Annotated in this window: 21 protein-coding genes; 12 read left to right on the top strand and 9 right to left on the bottom strand. The window is 70.1% G+C overall.

The window, feature by feature from the left end; genetic code table 11:
• Nucleotides 1–70: 70 nt before the first annotated feature.
• The 3 genes from ACZ63I_RS26855 to ACZ63I_RS26845 form a co-directional block, all read right to left on the bottom strand.
• A complete protein-coding gene (locus ACZ63I_RS26855) occupies nt 71–295 on the bottom strand; it encodes a DUF397 domain-containing protein (protein WP_469341613.1) in 225 nt (74 codons plus the stop codon).
• A gap of 127 nt (nt 296–422) precedes the next feature.
• Nucleotides 423–647: a DUF397 domain-containing protein gene (locus tag ACZ63I_RS26850; RefSeq protein ID WP_469341612.1), complete on the bottom strand. Its 225-nt coding sequence runs from the start codon at nt 645–647 to the stop codon at nt 423–425.
• Nucleotides 619–1,458 carry a helix-turn-helix domain-containing protein gene (locus ACZ63I_RS26845; protein WP_469341611.1) on the bottom strand — a complete coding sequence of 280 codons (840 nt, stop codon included), beginning with the start codon at nt 1,456–1,458 and terminating at the stop codon, nt 619–621. Before ACZ63I_RS26845 ends, ACZ63I_RS26850 begins: the two co-directional genes overlap by 29 nt.
• A 181-nt stretch (nt 1,459–1,639) precedes the next feature.
• Here ACZ63I_RS26845 and ACZ63I_RS26840 point away from each other — a divergent pair, with 181 nt between their 5' ends.
• A complete protein-coding gene (locus ACZ63I_RS26840) occupies nt 1,640–2,062 on the top strand; it encodes an ATP-binding protein (RefSeq protein WP_469341609.1) in 423 nt (140 codons plus the stop codon).
• A gap of 11 nt (nt 2,063–2,073) precedes the next feature.
• Here ACZ63I_RS26840 and ACZ63I_RS26835 read toward each other — a convergent pair whose 3' ends face one another.
• The 5 genes from ACZ63I_RS26835 to ACZ63I_RS26815 form a co-directional block, all read right to left on the bottom strand.
• A complete protein-coding gene (locus ACZ63I_RS26835) occupies nt 2,074–3,516 on the bottom strand; it encodes a sensor histidine kinase (RefSeq protein WP_469341608.1) in 1,443 nt (480 codons plus the stop codon).
• Nucleotides 3,513–4,334 carry a response regulator transcription factor gene (locus ACZ63I_RS26830; protein ID WP_469341606.1) on the bottom strand — a complete coding sequence of 274 codons (822 nt, stop codon included), beginning with the start codon at nt 4,332–4,334 and terminating at the stop codon, nt 3,513–3,515. The genes ACZ63I_RS26835 and ACZ63I_RS26830 overlap by 4 nt, the downstream gene beginning before the upstream one ends.
• Before the next feature lie 90 nt (nt 4,335–4,424).
• Nucleotides 4,425–5,528: a S1C family serine protease gene (locus ACZ63I_RS26825; protein ID WP_469341605.1), complete on the bottom strand. Its 1,104-nt coding sequence runs from the start codon at nt 5,526–5,528 to the stop codon at nt 4,425–4,427.
• Between the two features lie 166 nt (nt 5,529–5,694).
• Nucleotides 5,695–6,717: a LacI family DNA-binding transcriptional regulator gene (locus ACZ63I_RS26820; RefSeq protein WP_469341603.1), complete on the bottom strand. Its 1,023-nt coding sequence runs from the start codon at nt 6,715–6,717 to the stop codon at nt 5,695–5,697.
• Between the two features lie 24 nt (nt 6,718–6,741).
• On the bottom strand, nt 6,742–7,563 hold the full coding sequence (locus ACZ63I_RS26815) for a response regulator transcription factor (RefSeq protein ID WP_469341602.1): 822 nt from the start codon (nt 7,561–7,563) through the stop codon (nt 6,742–6,744).
• 220 nt (nt 7,564–7,783) lie between these two features.
• Between ACZ63I_RS26815 and ACZ63I_RS26810 the strand changes: the two genes are divergently transcribed.
• The 7 genes from ACZ63I_RS26810 to ACZ63I_RS26780 all read left to right on the top strand — a co-directional run bounded on the left by ACZ63I_RS26810 (nt 7,784) and on the right by ACZ63I_RS26780 (nt 13,410).
• Complete coding sequence (locus ACZ63I_RS26810) at nt 7,784–8,611, top strand: alpha/beta hydrolase (RefSeq protein WP_469341600.1); 828 nt, start codon at nt 7,784–7,786, stop codon at nt 8,609–8,611.
• A 132-nt stretch (nt 8,612–8,743) separates the two neighbouring features.
• On the top strand, nt 8,744–8,998 hold the full coding sequence (locus tag ACZ63I_RS26805) for a MoaD/ThiS family protein (RefSeq protein WP_469341599.1): 255 nt from the start codon (nt 8,744–8,746) through the stop codon (nt 8,996–8,998).
• Nucleotides 8,999–9,008: 10 nt separating this feature from the next.
• On the top strand, nt 9,009–10,529 hold the full coding sequence (locus ACZ63I_RS26800; protein WP_469341598.1) for a hypothetical protein: 1,521 nt from the start codon (nt 9,009–9,011) through the stop codon (nt 10,527–10,529).
• A gap of 67 nt (nt 10,530–10,596) precedes the next feature.
• The gene (locus ACZ63I_RS26795) at nt 10,597–11,346 is read left to right on the top strand and encodes an LmeA family phospholipid-binding protein (protein WP_469341596.1); all 750 of its coding nucleotides are present in this window, start codon (nt 10,597–10,599) and stop codon (nt 11,344–11,346) included.
• Nucleotides 11,347–11,837: 491 nt separating this feature from the next.
• On the top strand, nt 11,838–12,677 hold the full coding sequence (locus ACZ63I_RS26790) for a sulfurtransferase (RefSeq protein ID WP_469341594.1): 840 nt from the start codon (nt 11,838–11,840) through the stop codon (nt 12,675–12,677).
• A gap of 81 nt (nt 12,678–12,758) precedes the next feature.
• Entirely contained in the window at nt 12,759–13,046 is a 288-nt protein-coding gene (locus ACZ63I_RS26785; protein WP_028439550.1) for a DUF1416 domain-containing protein, read from the top strand.
• Nucleotides 13,047–13,140: 94 nt separating this feature from the next.
• Entirely contained in the window at nt 13,141–13,410 is a 270-nt protein-coding gene (locus ACZ63I_RS26780; RefSeq protein WP_469341593.1) for a DUF3099 domain-containing protein, read from the top strand.
• A 33-nt stretch (nt 13,411–13,443) separates the two neighbouring features.
• On the opposite strand, the gene ACZ63I_RS26775 is transcribed toward ACZ63I_RS26780, so the two are convergent.
• A complete protein-coding gene (locus ACZ63I_RS26775; RefSeq protein WP_469341591.1) occupies nt 13,444–13,812 on the bottom strand; it encodes a DsrE family protein in 369 nt (122 codons plus the stop codon).
• Nucleotides 13,813–13,916: 104 nt separating this feature from the next.
• Between ACZ63I_RS26775 and ACZ63I_RS26770 the strand changes: the two genes are divergently transcribed.
• From ACZ63I_RS26770 to ACZ63I_RS26755, 4 genes are all read left to right on the top strand, one after another.
• Entirely contained in the window at nt 13,917–14,633 is a 717-nt protein-coding gene (locus tag ACZ63I_RS26770) for a hypothetical protein (protein ID WP_469341590.1), read from the top strand.
• Nucleotides 14,630–15,436 (top strand): hypothetical protein, encoded by an 807-nt coding sequence (locus ACZ63I_RS26765; RefSeq protein ID WP_469341589.1) that lies wholly within the window; start codon nt 14,630–14,632, stop codon nt 15,434–15,436. The genes ACZ63I_RS26770 and ACZ63I_RS26765 overlap by 4 nt, the downstream gene beginning before the upstream one ends.
• Complete coding sequence (locus ACZ63I_RS26760) at nt 15,433–16,314, top strand: hypothetical protein (protein WP_469341588.1); 882 nt, start codon at nt 15,433–15,435, stop codon at nt 16,312–16,314. The genes ACZ63I_RS26765 and ACZ63I_RS26760 overlap by 4 nt, the downstream gene beginning before the upstream one ends.
• Nucleotides 16,315–16,570: 256 nt before the next feature.
• Nucleotides 16,571–17,143, top strand: coding sequence for a heme-binding beta-barrel domain-containing protein (locus tag ACZ63I_RS26755; protein WP_469341586.1), 573 nt, complete (start codon nt 16,571–16,573; stop codon nt 17,141–17,143).
• The last annotated feature ends 42 nt before the right edge of the window (nt 17,144–17,185 follow it).

Raw genomic sequence — 17,185 nt, 5'->3', positions numbered from 1 at the left:
TCAGCCGACACCGACGGCGGACGCCGAGCCGGCCCGCCACCACGAGTCCCTGGGCTTATGCGCCTGACGGTCAGTCGCGCAGCTCACCGTGCTTGATCCCCTGGACGAACAGCGACCAGCCGTCGTGCGGGAAGACAAGCGCGGGCCCGTGCGGGCGCTTGGAGTCGCGGACCGGGACCGTGCTGTGTCCGTCGGCCACTTCGAGGCAGTCGTCGTTGTTCGGCCCGCTGTAGCTGGACTTGCGCCACCCGAGCGGGGCGGCGGCGTTGACGGTCACGTGCTCAGTGCTGTTCATGTGCGTACTCCTCTGCCACGGTCTTGATCACGGTCACCGACCATTGCCGGTTCGCCGAAGACATGCCCGGATTGTGGCCGCCTCCAACCAGTCGCGGGCTCATGACACTGAGTGGCGGTTGGGTGCGTCAGATGAGCAACTCCCCGGCCTTGACGCCCGCGACGAATGACGACCAGCTACCTGTCGGGAAGGTCAGTGCCGGACCGTCTGGACGCTTGGAGTCACGGACCGGGACTGTGCTGTGTCCGTCAGCCACTTCCAGGCACTCGCCCTGACCGCCCCCGCTGTAAGAGGACTTGCGCCAACTGACGGCTGGCTCCGTGTCAAGGGCGCGGTGTTCTGCGCTGCTCAAGCTCGTATTCCTCCGCTATGACCCTGACCATGGCCAGTGACTCCTTGTGTGACAACGCATCGCCTAGAGCCAGATCGTAGGCGGACTGGCAGCCACGCACTGCGGCCGGATCATCCATCAAGTGCCCCGTGCGCAGGCCCTCGACGTAGGCGATCGGTGCGGAATCGGCGAAGTGCAGAAGGTAAAGCATACCTTCGAGCAGTGCATGCTCGCCTGACGCGAAAGTCAAGACATGCAGGCGCAAGCGGCCCGCCTCGGCCATGTCGGCGATCTTATGCAGTTGTTCCGCCATGGCGGACGGGCCGCCGATTTTCCGCCGGAGCGCTGCCTCGTCCAGCAAGGTCCAAGCGACCGGTTGGCCCGTTCCTTCGAGGAGTTGAGCGCGCTCCGTGCGGATGACACTGCTCTGGTCAAGCTGCTCGGCTGTGTGATTCGGGCTGTACGCGCGAAAGACCGCGCGTGCGTATGCCGACGTCTGGAGGAGGCCAGGGATGAGTGAGGCCCCGTACTGGCGGATTTCCGTGGCCTGCCGTTCCAACTCCGCGACGCCCGCGAAGTGGCTGGCGTACTTCGAGTCCAGGTCCTTCAACCACCGTACGAAGAACCCGTCCGTCCCCAGCGCCTGATCAATCCGCTGCGCGTCCTCCGGGTTCGGTAGCCGGCGGCCCGCCTCGATGTGGCTGATCAGGGTGGGGGAGCACACCACCAGCTCGGCCAGGGCCTCCTGGGTCATGCCTGCCGCCAGCCGCCGGAGTCTCAGCTCCTCCCCGTACTTCTGCCGCGGTGTGAGGGACTTACCGGATCTCGCCATTTACTCAGCTCCCACTTGACAGTTGTGCGGTCAGGCCGTCACCCCTGGTAACGGTAGCCGCGCAAGCCCCACGCTGTGAGGGATTCGTCACAGAGAGTGGGAGATTCGTCGTGCCGCCTGCCATTGACCGTCCGTCTCGAACCGCCCCCCGGCGCCGGGTTCCCCGTGGGGAGGTGGCGTGATGGCCCCGGCCCCCCGCGCCGCCGTCGTCCTCCGCTGGTCCCGTCATCCCCGGTGCGTCCGCCTCGCGCGGCTTGAGCTTCGCAAGGCTCTCGCCGGTTGGGGGTTGGGGGTGCTGGAGGACTCCGCCGTGCTGGTGCTCTCGGAGTTGCTGACCAACGCCGGGCGTCACGCCCGGGTGTCTCCGGGGCGGGAGATCGAGACGTGGTTCCAGCCGTTGCCCGGCGGTCTGCGTATCGAGGTGCATGACGCGTCGTCCGAACGGCCCGAGCCGCGGGCTGCCGATGCTGATGCCGAGGGGGGCCGGGGGCTCGCGCTCGTGGCCGCGTTGGCCGACGAGTGGGGTGTCGCCGAGCGCAACGGGGTCGGGAAGCTGGTCTGGGCCGAGTTGTTCCTGCCCACCGGCGCGGCGGGTGGGGGCTGATCAGGGGCCCGTCAGACCGGGGTCTCCGGTGGCGGCGTCGGGGCTCCTGGGATGCGGATCGATGCCACCGTGCCGCCCCCCGGGGCCGGGCGCAACGTCACTTCGCCGCCTGCCTGTTGGACCGTGCGGGCCACGATCGACAGGCCCAGCCCCGAGCCCGGTAGGGCTCGGGCCGAGGACGAGCGCCAGAAGCGTTCGAAGACGTGGGGGAGGTCGTCCGGCGGGATGCCGGGGCCGTGGTCGCGGACCGTCAGGTCGCCGGTTTCGGTCAGGGTCACCTCGACCGTGCCGCCCTCCGGGCTGAACTTCACCGCGTTGTCCAGGATGTTGACGACCGCGCGCTCCAGCGCCGCCGGTTCCGCCCGTACGAACCAGGGGCGCAGCCGGGCGTCGATCGTCAGGCCGGGGCCGCGCAACCGGGCGCGTTCCAGGGCGGTTTCGGCGATCTCGTGGAGGGCGACGACCTGGAGGGGGCCCGGGGTGGGGGCGTCGGGGCGGGACAGTTCCTGGAGGTCGCCGATCAGGGCGGCCAGTTCCGTCATCTGCGCCTTGACCGACGTCATCAGCGCCTTGCGATCGGCGGGCGGGATCGCGCGGCCCGTGTCGTCGCTGCGGGCCAGCAGCTCGATGTTCGTACGGAGCGAGGTGAGCGGGGTGCGCAGCTCGTGCCCCGCGTCCGCGATCAGTTGCGACTGGCGGTCGCGGGAGGACGCCAGCGCCGCGGTCATGGAGTTGAACGACCGGGACAGCCGGGCGATCTCGTCCTCGCCCTCCGCCGGGATCCGTACGGTCAGGTCCTCCGTACGCGCGACATGCTCGACCGTACGGGTCAGTTGGTCGACCGGCCGCAGTCCGGTCCTCGCGATCCACAGCCCGGCGGCGCCCGCGCCGAGCACGCCGACGCCGGCCACCGCGGTGAGCAGCAGGGCCAGCCGGTTCAGGGACGTCTCGATCTCGCCGTCCGGGCGGGAGACGGACACCGCGACGGGACCGTTCAGGTTCGGGCTCCGGATGGTGACGACGGAGGTGTGGACGCGGACGTGCTCGCCCTTGTCGGTCGTGCTGTCGTGGAGCGTCATGCTGCTGATGCCGTGCAGGGTGAGGTTCCTTGCGACCTCGACGTCCGCCGGCTGGACCTTCACCGGCTGGGCGCCGGGGGTGACGCACCGGCCGCCGTTGGACAGGACGACCTGGGTGTAGGCGAAGCCCCGCTGGGCCGTCTCCGAGGGGTTGGCGCCGCTCTGGCAGCTCTCCAGCGCCTGGACCACCTGGCTGTCGGAAGCGCCGATGTTCTTCAGCGACGTGTCGAGTTCGTTGAAGAGCTGGGAGCGGGTCAGCAGCCAGGAGCCGACGGCCACCGCGGCGACCGCGATGGCCACCGCCACCGCGACCAGCAGCGCGAGCCTGGACCGGATCGGCAGCGCGCGGAACCGGCGGAGGGGACCACCGCTCACGCCGCGCCACCCGGGCCGGTGCCGGTGCCGGTGCCAGGACCAGGGGCAGGGGCGGGGGCGGGCGCGTTACCGCTCGGCGCGTTGCCGGCCGCACCCGTCGCACCGTCCGCCCGCAGCGCGTACCCCACGCCCCGCACCGTGTGCACGAGGCGCGGCTCCCCGCCGCCCTCCGTCTTGCGCCGCAGATACATCACGTACACGTCCAGCGAGTTGGAGCTGGGCTCGAAGTCGAATCCCCAGACGGACTTGAGGATCTGCTCCCGGGTCAGCACCTGCCTGGGGTGCGCCAAGAACATTTCGAGCAGGGTGAATTCGGTACGGGTCAGGTCCACCCGCCGCGTGCCGCGCGTGACTTCGCGGGTGTTCAGGTCCATCCGCAGATCCGCGAAGGACAGGATGTCGTCGTCCGGCTGCTCGCCGATGGAGGTGGCGTACGAGCTGCGCCGCAGCAGGGCCCGGATGCGGGCGAACAGCTCGTCCAGTTCGAAGGGCTTGACCAGGTAGTCGTCGGCCCCCGCGTCGAGCCCGGTGACCCGGTCGCCGACCGTGTCGCGCGCGGTCAGCATCAGGATCGGTACGGTCGAGCCGCCGGCCCTGAGCCGCCGCGCGGCGGTCAGGCCGTCCATCCGGGGCATCTGGATGTCGAGGACGATCAGGTCCGGCTGGTACGCCTCGGCCTTGGTGAGGGCGTCGTACCCGTCCACCGCGACCTCGGTCCCGTAGCCGTCGAAGGCGAGACTCCGCTGCAGCGCCTCGCGTACGGCGGGCTCGTCGTCGACGATCAGGATTCTCTGCGGATCGCCTTCGGCGGGACTCATGGCGCGTCCTCTCTCGGTTTCGTCGGCTTCGTCGGCGGTTGTCCGCCGCCGCTGCGCTGGACTCTCTTCAGGAGACCATGGAATCAGGAATCAGTTGGAGCCGCCGTCACGCAGGTTCGCCAGGTCGGCCTTGATGGTGTTGGCGGGGATCGCGAAGCCCAGGCCGATGCTGCCGCCGGACCCCGAGTCGCCGCCGTCGGCGCTCTGCGCCGCCGCGTTCGCCGAGTTCAGTCCGACGACCTGGCCGTCCATGTTGAGCAGGGCGCCGCCCGAGTTGCCGGGGTTGATCGCCGCGTCCGTCTGGATCGCCTTGTACGTGGTCGTCGAGCTGCCGGTGTCGCCGTTGAACTGCTGCCCGCCGAACTGGAACGGCCAGTTGTCGCCGCCGCCCTGGCTCTGCTGCTGCTCCTGCTGCTGCTGTGCCTCGCTCTGGCCGTCCTCCTTGGGCACGGTGACGTCCCGGTTGAGCGCCGAGACGATGCCGGTGGTGACCGTGCCGGTCAGGCCCTCGGGGGAGCCGATCGCCACGACCTGGTCACCGACCCTGAGCTGGCTGGAGTCGGCGAAGCCGGCCGTCTTGAGCCCGCTCGCGCCCTGGAGCTTGATCAGGGCCAGGTCCTTGTCGGGGTCGGTGCCCACGACCCGCGCGGTGTACGTCTTGCCGTCGCCCGCCTTGACGGAGAGCTGCGACGAGCCCGCCACCACGTGGTTGTTGGTGACGATCTCGCCGTCCGACGTGATGATCACGCCGGAGCCCTGCGAGGTGCCGGAGCTGGACGTCGCCGTGATCTCGACGACGGTCGGGGAGAGCGCCTGGGCGACGCCCGCGACCGTGCCCTTGCTGCTCTGCGAGACCGTCGTACCGCTGAAGGCGCTGCTGGTGCCGTCCCCGCCGTTGCCGGTGACATGCTCCACGAGCGCGGCCGAGCCGCCCCCGACGACCGCCGCCGCGATGGCGACAGCGGCGAGGAGACCGACAGGGCCCTTGGCCCGGCGGCCGTGGTGGGCGGTGTGCGCGGTGGGCGCGTACGCCGGGGGCGGCGGGAAGGCCGCCCCGTACGGCTGCGTGTGCTGCGGCGGGGTGTGCTGCGGCTGGGTGTACTCGTGCTGGGTGTACGAGTCCTGCTGCTGCGGTTCTTGCCGGCTGCCGCTGGTGCTGTCGTCGTCGCCGCTGTGGCGGAAGTAGTTGGTCATGTCACTGACTGTCGCCGCCGGACATGAAAACAGGCTGAGTACGCTGTGAGAAGGCCGACAGAACCGCGTTCGCCCCATATAAAGGCGGCCCGAGGGCCAGGGCCGAGGCATCAGGCCCGGAGCGTCAGGGCCGTGGCGTCAGGCCCGGAGCGTCAGGCCCCGGCTGTCACTCGCAGCCGCAGGAGCGCCGCACGATCAGCGCCGAGGGGAACTGCTTCACCCGCTCGCGCCGCGACCCCGCCACCCGCAGCCCGTCGTCCAGCACCAGATCGACGGCGGCCCGCGCCATCGCCGGCCGGTCGGAGGAGACCGTCGTCAGGGGTGGGTCGGTAAGCCCGGCCTCCTTGACGTCGTCGAAGCCGGCCACCGCCAACTGCTGCGGTACGTCGAGACGTAGCTCCCGCGCCGCCCGCAGCACACCGATCGCCTGGTCGTCCGTCGCGCAGAAGATGGCCGGGGGTCTGTCGGGGCCCGCGAGCAGGTCGAGCGCGACGCGGTAGGCGTCGTAGCGGTTGTAGGGCGCCTGGAAGAGCCGCCCCTCCACGGACCGGCCGGCTTCCTGCATCGCCCGCCGCCAGCCCTCCACGTGGTCGGCCACCGGGTCGCCGACGGCCGGCGTCGACTCCATGCCGCCGAGGCAGGCGACGTACGGATGGCCGTGTTCCAGCAGATGGCGGGTGGCGAGCTGCGCGCCGCCGATGTCGTCGGTGACGACGGCGACGTCGTCGATGGCCTCGGGGCGCTCGTGCAGCAGCACGACCCGCGCGTCCCACGCCTCGATCTCGGCCGCCGCGCGCTCACTCATGCCCTGGCTGACCAGGATCAGCCCCGAGACCCGCATCCCGAGGAAGGCCCGCAGATAGTGGACCTCGCGCTCGTCGCGGTAGTCGGAGTTCCCGACGAGGACCATCTTCCCGCGCTCGGCAGCCGCCTGTTCGACGGCATGTGCCATCTCGCCGAAGAACGGCTGCCGGGCGTCGGGGACGATCATTCCTATGAGGTCGGTGCGCCGCGAGGCCATGGCCTGGGCCACCCGGTCCGGGCGGTAGCCCAGCTCCTTGATCGCGTTGAGCACCCGCTCGCGCGTGGCCGGGGCGACCGGCCGGGGTCCGTTGTTGATGACATAGCTGACGACAGCGGTCGAAGTCCCCGCCAGTCTTGCCACATCGTCCCGCGTCACCTTGGCCACGCGCGGCAGTCTACGCGTGGTGAACTACCGGTCGGCAGGCCGTACCTCGGCATGCTCGGCGGGGGTGTCCGCCGCCTCCGAGGAGGGTTCCGCCGATGCCGATGCCGACGCGGGTGCCGATCCCGCCGCTGATCCCGAACGGGCCTGGTGGCCGGGAACTTCGCCCTGGTCGGGCTTCTCCGGCGTGACGAAGCGGTAGCCCACGTTCCGTACCGTCCCGATCAGGGACTCGTGCTCGGGGCCGAGCTTGGCGCGCAGCCGCCGTACGTGCACGTCAACGGTGCGGGTGCCGCCGAAGTAGTCGTATCCCCAGACCTCTTGGAGCAACTGGGCGCGGGTGAAGACCCGGCCGGGGTGCTGGGCGAGGTACTTCAGCAGCTCGAACTCCTTGAAGGTCAGGTCCAGGACCCGGCCCTTGAGCTTCGCGCTGTAGGTGGCCTCGTCAACCGAGAGGTCGCCGTTGCGGATCTCCATCGGGGAGTCGTCCGAGGTGATCTGCTGCCGGCCCATGGCCAGGCGCAGCCGCGCCTCGACCTCGGCCGGCCCTGCCGTGTCGAGCAGCACGTCGTCGATGCCCCAGTCGGCGGTGACGGCGGCGAGGCCGCCTTCCGTCACGACGAGGACCAGCGGGCAGCCGGGGCCCGTGGAGCGCAGAAGCTGGCACAGCGACCGCACCTGCGGCAGGTCGCGGCGGCCGTCGATCAGGATGACGTCGGCACCAGGTGTGTCGACGAGGGCGGGTCCCTCCGCCGGTGCCACCCGCACGTTGTGGAGCAGCAGTCCTAGGGCGGGAAGCACCTCCGCCGACGGCTGGAGGGCGTTGGTCAGAAGCAGCAGAGAACTCATCGCCGCTCACCTGCCGGAGCCGTACAAGCCGTACATAGGTCGTGCGTGGTTCGCTTGCCCATCACGTCGGTTCCTCCTCGGTCCCTGCGAGGACGTATGCGGCACTGTGAATCTGTGTTGCGAGTTCCCGTCTGTTCATCTGTCTGTAACACCGGACGGGAAACACAAAAGGACCCGGGGGCTACGTTGCCCGGATCCTCTTGGAAGCAGAATAGCCCACATGCGTTCCGTGTCAGAGGGGCAATCCCGCAGATCATCTGTTTCCTCCCACCCGGCGGAGCCGGTACGGACCGTCCTGCGCACCGAGGACGGGGTCCGGATCGAGGCGATGTACGAGCCGTGTACGGCAGATGAAGCCGACGATCCCGCACCCGCGCCCGGGACGGCGATCGTCGTCGCGCACGGCTTCACCGGCTGGCTGGAGCGGCCCGCCGTGCGGCGCGCCGCTCGCGCGTTCGCGCAGCGTGCGGCCGTGGTCACCTTCTCCTTCCGGGGGCACGGCGGCTCCGGGGGGCGCTCCACGGTCGGTGACCGGGAGGTGCTCGATCTGGCCGCCGCCGTGGAGTGGGCCAGGGCGCTCGGACACGAGCGGGTGGTGACCGTCGGGTTCTCGATGGGCGGGTCCGTGGTGCTGCGGCATGCCGCGTTGCACAGGGGGCGCACGGAGTCGCGGACGGACGCCGTGGCGTCCGTAAGCGCTCCCGCCCGTTGGTACTACCGGGGTACGGCCCCTATGCGCCGCGTTCACTGGGTGGTAACACGACGGGTCGGCCGGATCGTCGGCCGTTACGGGTTCCACACCCGCATCGTCGACCGCGACTGGGACCCGGTGCCGCTGTCCCCCGTCGAGTCCGTGCCGCTGATCGCGCCGACCCCGCTGCTGATCGTGCACGGCGACCGCGACGGCTACTTCCCGCTGGACCATCCGCGCATGCTGGCGGCGGCCGGGCCGGCGGAGCTGTGGGTCGAGCCGGGGATGGGGCATGCGGAGGACGCCGCCGACGACGAGCTGCTGTCGCGTATCGCTGACTGGCTGATGAAGCAGTGACGAAGCCGGTCGTGAGCCGGCGATGAGCGAGCAATGAGGGAGCAGTGCCCCGCATCGGCCATCATGGGGGGCCACACGAGGCAACGGACCGCCGACCGAAGACGGAACGGGAAGACCGAAGGGAGAGCCGCTATGGCAGCGGGCACGATCCGCTACTGGGCCGCGGCGAAGGCGGCCGCAGGTGTCGCAGAGGAGCCGTATCTGGCCGATGACCTGGCCGCGGCGCTCGACACGGCACGGCAGCGGCACCCGGGCGAGCTGGTCCGGGTACTCCAGCGGTGTTCGTTCCTCGTCGACGGTGACCCCGTCGGGTCCAGGGAGCATGAGACCGTACGGCTTGCCGAGGGCGGCACGGTCGAGGTGCTCCCGCCGTTCGCAGGAGGGTGAACCGCAGAAGATGAGCAGCGATCAGCAGTATCCGTACGGCGAGCAGGGCAGCCGGGGCGGCCGGTACGGCGGTCAGCAGCAGCCGAACCGGCACCAGCAGGCCAACGGCCAGCACCAAGCCAACGGCCAGCACCAGGCCGACGGCCAGCACCAGGCCAACGGCCAGCAGCAGCCGTACGACGAGTACGGCCGGTACACGCAGCGGCAGGCGCCGTACGACCCGGCGCCCCAGGCCCCCTCGTATCCGGACCCCTCCTACCCGGACCCCTCCTACCCGGGCCGGTCGTACCAGAACCCGGCGCAGAACCCGGCGTTCCAGAACCCGGCACAGGACCCTGCGTTCCAGAACCCGGCACAGGACTCCGCGTTCCAGGACCCGGCGTACCACGATCCCGGGACCCAGACGTGGCAGGGCCAGACCTGGGACACCCAGTACCAGCCGCAGATCCAGCCCCAGATCCAGCCGCAGCCGCACGCGCCCGCTCAGCCGCAGCCCCGCCCGCAGCCCCGGCACGCCGCGGCGGCCGACACCGCGTACCTCCCGCCGCAGGGTGCCTACCCGCTGCCGCCCGAGGTCCCTTCGCCGTCCCCGGTCGCGCCGGCCGCCGCCTCGTACGAGCCGTACCAGCCCCCGACGCCGTCACAAGCCGTCCCGCCGCACGCGGCCCCGCCGCAGACCACCCCCCGGTACGCCGCCGCCCCCGCGCCCGGAGCTGCGGCTGCCCCCGATCCCGCCGCCGGTTACAGCGCGCCCACCACGATGGGCAACACCCGCGTCACCGACGCCCAGCGCGCCCGCGCCGAGGGCCGGTCGCCGATCATTCCGCCCGGGATGCAGCCCGCGGGGCTGACCGCCGCGCTCGGCCTGCTGCTGGCCGGCGGCGCCGCCGTCGGGCCGTACGCGCTCGTCGTGCCGCTGGTGATCCTCCAGGCGGTGACCGCGGCCGGCTGGTTCCGGCTGAACGGCATGTGGCCGGCCCGGCAGGGCATCGCGCTCGCCTTCCTCGGCGGGCTCGTCTCCGACGTGGCGCTGCTCGTCGCGGGCAAGGAGAACGCGCCCGCCGCCATCATCGGCACGCTCGGCGTGTGGGTCCTGCTCACCGTCGTCCTCCAACTGCGCAGTCACGCGGCGGGTGACGAGCGCATGCAGAGCCTGATGGCCACCGTCGCCTCCGCCGCGCTCGCCATCATCGCCACCGGCCATCTCGCGGCCCCCTCGGACGCGGTGGTCGTCGGCGGGATCGCGGTGGCCGCCGCCACCGTCGCCCGTGCGCTGCCGCTGCCCGCCGTCGCGTCCGTCGTGGTGGCGCTGCTGGTCTCGGCCGGTGCCGGGATCGCGGTCGGCGGCTTCACCGACCTGGGGTCGGGCGGCGCGCTGCTCGGCCTCGGCGCCGGGGTATGCGCGCTGATCGGACTGCGTGCGGCGAGTTACGACTACCCGTCCCGCTTCGTCCATATGACCGCTGGTGTGGCCCTCCCGCTGGCCGCTGCGGCGCCCGCCGTCTACTTGCTGGGGCGGGCGCTGACCTGATCGTCGCCACGTTAGGCTCACCGTCGTCAGGGGGACCTGTACGACCGATGGTGGGGGACACCGAGCGATGCGTGGGCTTCGAATACTGCTGATTCTTGTCGTGATCCTGGCGGGGCTGTTCGTCGCCGCCGACCGGCTGGCAGTCAATTTCGCCGAGGGCAAGGTCGCCGACAAGATCAAGTCGAGCCAGGGCCTCGACAGCGATCCCCAGGTCTCCATCAAGGGCTTCCCCTTCCTGACGCAGGTGGCCAACTCCCAGCTCGACGAGGTCGACATCACCCTCGACGGGGTCACGGCCACGACCGAGGGCCACTCGGTCCGGGTCACCGAGGTGCGGGCGGTCCTGAAGGACGTCCGGATCAGCAGCAGCTTCTCCTCGGCGACCGCTTCGCAGGCCCACGGCGCCGCGAGCATCTCGTACGCCGACCTCAGCGGCTCGGCGCCGAAGGGCGCGACCGTCAGCTACGCGGGTCCCGAGCGCGCGGCCGACGGGCAGGTCAAGGTGGCGGGCAAGCTGACCGACATCCTCAAGGGCGCGGGCATCCCGATGCCGGACGCGGTCGCCGCCCTGCTCGGCGACCGGGTCTTCACCGCGTACAGCCAGGTGTCCGTCTCGGACGGCAAGACCGTGCGGCTGCGGGCCAAGAGCCTCCCCGACCTGCCGGTGCCGGGCCTGGACGAACAGCTCCAGAAGCTCATCGACTACGACCTGAAGATCGATGGAATGCCGTCGTCGGTCGCGCTCAGCAAGGTGACGGCGTCGCCGGACGGCCTGCGCTTCTCGGGAACGGGCTCGGACGTCTCGCTGACCAGCTAGGCCCGACCCGGCCCGGCTCGGAGCGCTACGCACTCCCGGCCGGATGGTGAGACAACGGTGTCCGGCCCGTAGAAGCCCGCAGAAGAAAGACGACCGGGGGAGCGCCGACAGGCCCGGGAAATCGCATGCGTGAGCCAAAAGTCTCATGAAGCGGACGATCGCGTCTCATCATGTGACACACCGGTGACATTGCCGCCGCCACGTCCTTACGATCGACACCATGCAGTGCTTCATCTGTGGCCTTCCGCAAGGAGGCCGCGCGGATCTCACCAAGCGGCGGGCAGTAGACCTGTGCCGCGTTTCCGCCATGCTCTGTCGCACTGTCTGAGCGGGACATTCGCATTCCCGCATTCCCGGCCCTCGACCGTGTCAGGCGCGTCAGGGCCATCCCCGCGCCGTTCAGCGGGTCTCCGCCCTTCGCGCCTGTGGCGCCCGGAGACTGTCCACGAACCCCGCACCATCTCGCCGCACCTGCCCCGGAGGAGAACAGCATGAGCCGTAGTGACGTCCTGGTAGACGCCGACTGGGTCGAGGCCCACATCGACGACCCGAAGGTCGTCATCGTCGAGGTCGACGAGGACACCTCGGCGTATGACAAGAACCACATCAAGAACGCCGTCAAGATCGACTGGAAGTCCGACCTCCAGGACCCGGTCCGCCGCGACTTCGTCGACCAGGAGGGCTTCGAGAAGCTCCTGTCGGCCAGGGGCATCGGCAACGACGACACGGTCGTGCTGTACGGCGGCAACAACAACTGGTTCGCCTCGTACGCGTACTGGTACTTCAAGCTGTACGGCCACGACTCCGTCAAGCTCCTCGACGGTGGCCGCAAGAAGTGGGAGCTGGACTCCCGCGACCTGGTCGACGCCGTGCCCGAGCGCGCCGCCACCACGTACAAGGCCAAGGCGCAGGACACCTCGATCCGCGCCTACCGCGACGACGCCGTCGCCGCGATCGGCAGCCAGAACCTGGTCGACGTGCGCTCGCCCGACGAGTTCAGCGGCAAGCTGCTCGCCCCCGCGCACCTCCCGCAGGAGCAGTCGCAGCGGCCGGGCCACATCCCGTCCGCCCGCAACATCCCGTGGTCGAAGAACGCCAACGACGACGGCACCTTCAAGTCGGACGACGAGCTGAAGGAGCTGTACGCCGAAGAGCAGGTCGACCTGGCGAAGGACACCATCGCGTACTGCCGTATCGGTGAGCGCTCCGCGCTGACCTGGTTCGTGCTGCACGAGCTGCTCGGTGTGCAGAACGTCAAGAACTACGACGGCTCGTGGACCGAGTACGGATCCCTCGTCGGCGTGCCGATCGAGCTCGGCGCCGCCAAGTAAGCACGCACGACCAGAACGCACGCCCGACCAGAACGCACGCCCCGACCAGCAAGCACGCCTGACCCCGGAGGACTGAACAGTATGTGTGGAGCACAGGCCGGCGGCCCGGACGCCTCGACGATCAAGCCCGGTGAGACCACGATCCAGGGTTCCGTGACCCGCGACGGCGAGCCCGTCACCGGTTACGTACGCCTGCTGGACTCGACCGGCGAGTTCACCGCCGAGGTGCCCACCTCGGCGACCGGCCAGTTCCGCTTCTACGCCGCGGAAGGTACCTGGACCGTGCGCGCACTGGTCCCCGGGGGCACGGCCGACCGTACGGTCGTGGCGCAGACGGGCGGTCTCTCCGAGGTCGCCATCGCCGTCTGACAGTCGCTGCTCGAACGGCCGGAGGGCCGCGCCCCAGGGAGTTGGACGCTCACTGGAAGGGGTGCGGCCCTTCGTGCCGTCGTACGCTGGAAATATGTACACGCGACGGCGTCGCGCTTATTTCCTGCTCATGGGCGGATGCCTGATCCTCTTCGTCTCCGCCTGGTCCTTCGTGCGGCTGTGGTCGGTTCCGGCAGCCGTCGCCATGGCCGTCGTCGCGATGGTGATCCCGCCCGTCGCCGCGATCGTCGGAAACCGGCGGGGCAAGGACGACCGCTGGTGGGACGAGCCGCCGGACGACACCAAGTCGGACGACTGGTGGGACCAGATGGACGGCAAGAAGGGCCCCCGCCGCCCTCAGTAGGCTCCCGCCGTCCTCAGCCGTCATCAGCGGCCCTCAGTAGACGAGGGCCTGTACGCCGTCGGCCATGATCTCGCTGACGAAGACCTGCGCCCCGGCGATCCGTACGCCCTCGATGACATCCTTCTCCGCGATGTCCCGCCGCGCGGCGCACTGGGTGCAGAGCGTGATCCGGCCGCCGGCCTGGATCGACTCGATGAGGTCGGGCAGCGGCGCCGAATGCGGGAGTTCGAACTCGGCGGCGCGGCCGGGCAGCGCGAACCACGCGGATTCGCCCGTCAGCCAGAAGGACACCTCGACACCGCTGGCGACGGCGACGGCCGCCACCGTGAAGGCCTGGGAGCAGCGTTCGGGGGCGTCGGCCCCTGCCGTCACTTTGATCACGAGCTTCTTCGCGGATTGCATATACCGAACTGTAATCCGCCCTGGTACAACCGCGTTCACCTCTCACAAGTCAGCTCTGTGCGCAGGTAATTGGTACCTGCAGCCAGGTCTCGTGGGGGACCCCCTTGAAAACGAAACGAAGACGCGGCCGTACGACGCTGATCGTCGTCGCCGCGGCTGTGCTCGGCGTCGTCGCCGGCACGGCGACCGGCTACGCCGTACAGGCGGACCGCGCGCCGAAGGCGCTGCCGCCGCTGAACCAGCCGGGTCTGGCGTACCCGGCGAAGTCCCTTCCCGAGGGCAGGGAGCCCGAGCCGCTGACCGTGGCGCACGACGCCAGGCTCAAGACCTCGGGCGACCTGCGGAAGCTGTTGATCAGCAAGCCCAGGGGCGCGACCAAGGTCGAGGCGAGGGAGGACGGCTGGATGGCGCTCGACACCTACGCCGGCCACTCCTCCGACCCGGAATCCCTGATCACGTCTCTGGCCCCCAGTTTCCGGCGGGCCGTGAACGCCTCCTGGAACGAAGGCGAGAACCGTGAGGTGGTCGTCACCCTCGTCCAGTTCAAACCCAGCGCGTTCCAGGACGCCGCCGGTTATGCGCTGGACCAGCAGTCGTACATGCCCGAGGCGACCGCGGCCGGCAACAACGGCTCGCTGATCGAGGGCACCGACGACGGCCGCTACTGGGTGTACGACAACCCCCGTCACCTGTCGCGCAACAGGGCCAGAGCCGTGGCCTGGCGCGGCGACATCATGATGGAGATCGACATCTTCGACAGGGGCACGATCCGCGAGAGCGCCATCAGGACGCTGGCCGAGCGGCAGATGGAGCGCCTGTGAACGAGGAAGAAGTCAGCACGCCCACGCCGGAGGCCGCGCCGGTCACACCGGACGACGTTCCGCAGGTCCCCGCGCCCCGCCGCCGTATGCGCCGGATCCTCGGGATCGCCCTGCCTGTCGTACTCGTGCTCGGTGCCGTCGGCGGCGGTGCGGTGTACGTCAAGTCCACCGTCGACGGTGCCGACAGGACCGTCCCCACCAAGCTGTGGCAGGCGGCACGCGCCAAGCCGAACCGGGATCCGGCGGCGAACGCGTACAAGGGCCGCACCGACACCGAGCTGAGCGGGCAACTGCTGCCCGCGCCCGAGGGCTACCGCCTCGGTCCTGACCTCGACGAGTTCGGGAACGACACCTCGCTCTCGGCCCGGCAGGCCAGAGCGCTCCTGAAGGGCAGCGGTGAGGGCCTTCCGAGCAGGGTGCGCACCCAGATGAACAAGGAGATCGAGAAGGTCGGCATCAAGGGCATGGCCGCACGCTCCTACGTGGCTGCGACCGGCGACCTGGTCGTCGAGACGTTCGTGACGCAGATGAAGGACCGCTCGGCTGTGGCGGACATGTACCGGAACGCTTCGAGCATCGGCGGACGCAAGGGTCCTGCCGTCAAGGGCCAGAAGAACGCCAAGTGCTTCCTGGCGCCCCGGGGCTTGGAGTTCGATCTCGGCTTCATGGTGTGCACGGCGTACAAGGGCGAACTCTTCATCAGGGTGAACGCCTTCGGTACGGAGCCGCTCGCGGCGTCCGAGGTCGCCGACCTGCTCGGTGACCAGCTCGACCGTATCGACACCCCGGGGAAGGCCGTATGACCGAGCAGATCACCCCGCTGTCGGCCGACGCGACCATGGCGGCCGCCGAGCCCGCGCCCGTACCGACCGGGGAGTTCCCGCCCCCGCCCACCGAGCCGCCGGTCGTCGGCGTCCGGCCGCCCCGGCGCGTGCTGCGCGCGGTCGCCCGGTGGACACTCGCGGCGGTGGTCTTCGCCGGGGTCGGCGGCGGGGTCGCCTACGGCATCACCGGCATGGACCGCGACGACGTCCCCGGCCTCGCCACGCAGAGCGACGGCCGCTGGGACTACCCGAAGCTGTCCCTGCCCGCGCTGCCCGCGGGCTCCCCGCGCCCCTTCACCGTGGGCAACGACGGCGAGATCCATTACGCCGACCTGCGGAAGCTGCTCCTGCCCGCGCCTGCGGGCGCCGTCCAGGACAAGAAGCTGACCGGCGGCTGGATCAGTAACGCCCAGTACCTCGCGGAGTACGAGGCGGACAGCCGCGAGGTCATGGCGTCGGGCCTGCGCAACCTCCCCGTACGGCACATCGCGGCGCGTGGCTGGACGATGCCGGACGGCACCAGCACGCGGATCTACCTGCTGGCGTTCCTGTCGGTCAGCGCGGCCAACGACTACAAGGACGCGCAGATCCAGTCCCACGCCGGCCTCGACGCCGGCACTCCGCTCACCTCCGCGCCTCAGACCACGCTCGACGGCGGCTGGCCCGGCGATCTCCAGGTCTCGGACACCTCGATCAGCACGTTCACCGAGCTCAAGCCGTACGGGGCCACCCATGTCCGGCAGGCGTACGTACTGGCGGGTGACACCCTCGCGCTGGTGATCGAGGAGAAGAAGGGCACCGCTCCCGCCGTGCCGTTCCACCAGACGCTGCTGCTGCAGAGCCAGCTCCTCGGCTGACCGGCCCACCTCCGGAAGAAGGCCCGGTCCCCACCCATTAGGCTGGGGACCGGCCGTTCCGCTCATCCCGCTCATCCGAGGAGCACTCCGTGCTTGAGGACACTTACACCTCTCTGCTGATCCTGGTCTGCGTCGCCGTGCTCGCCTTCACCGTGCTGGTCGTGAAGAAGCTGTACCAGGGCCAGCGCTAGCCAGCCTTCAGCACCGGCCGCACCGGTACGGCACCGGCAAATCCCAACCAAGAGACTGAGCCGCCATGATCGAGATCCCGTCCGACCTGAACCCGGGCCTTGTCCCCCTCGCCTTCCTCCTCGGCCGCTGGGAAGGCGTCGGCGTCTTCGACTTCCCCGGTGACGAGAAGGCCAACTTCGGCCAGGAAGTCACCTTCAGCCACGACGGCCGGGACTTCATCGAGTACGTCTCGCACACGTGGGCGCTCGACGCCGAAGGCAGCAAGGTCAGCCCCATCGAGTCGGAGTCCGGCTTCTGGCGGATCGACGAGGACCGCAAGGTCGAGGTCGTGATGGTCCGCGACCAGGGCGTGGTGGAGATCTGGTACGGCGAGCTGGCCGACCAGAAGCCGCAGATCGACCTGGTCACCGACGCGGTGGCCCGCACGGCGAGCGCCGGCCCGTACAGCGGCGGCAAGCGGCTCTACGGCTATGTGAACAGCGACCTGATGTGGGTGGGCGAGAAGTCCACCCCCGAGGTCCCGCTGCGGCCGTACATGTCGGCGCATCTGAAGAAGGTCGTCACCCCCGAGCAGGTCGCCGCCTGGGCCAAGGACCTCGGCGACCTCCCCGACGACGGCATCGCCTTCTTCAAGTAGCACCCCTTGGCGTTCTTCCAGCAACTCCCTTGTCCAGCCCCC

This window comes from Streptomyces sp. NPDC087906 (genome assembly GCF_055584925.1).
The sequence above is the reverse complement of the archived record's forward strand: the minus strand, read 5'-3'. Positions and strand labels throughout refer to the sequence as shown.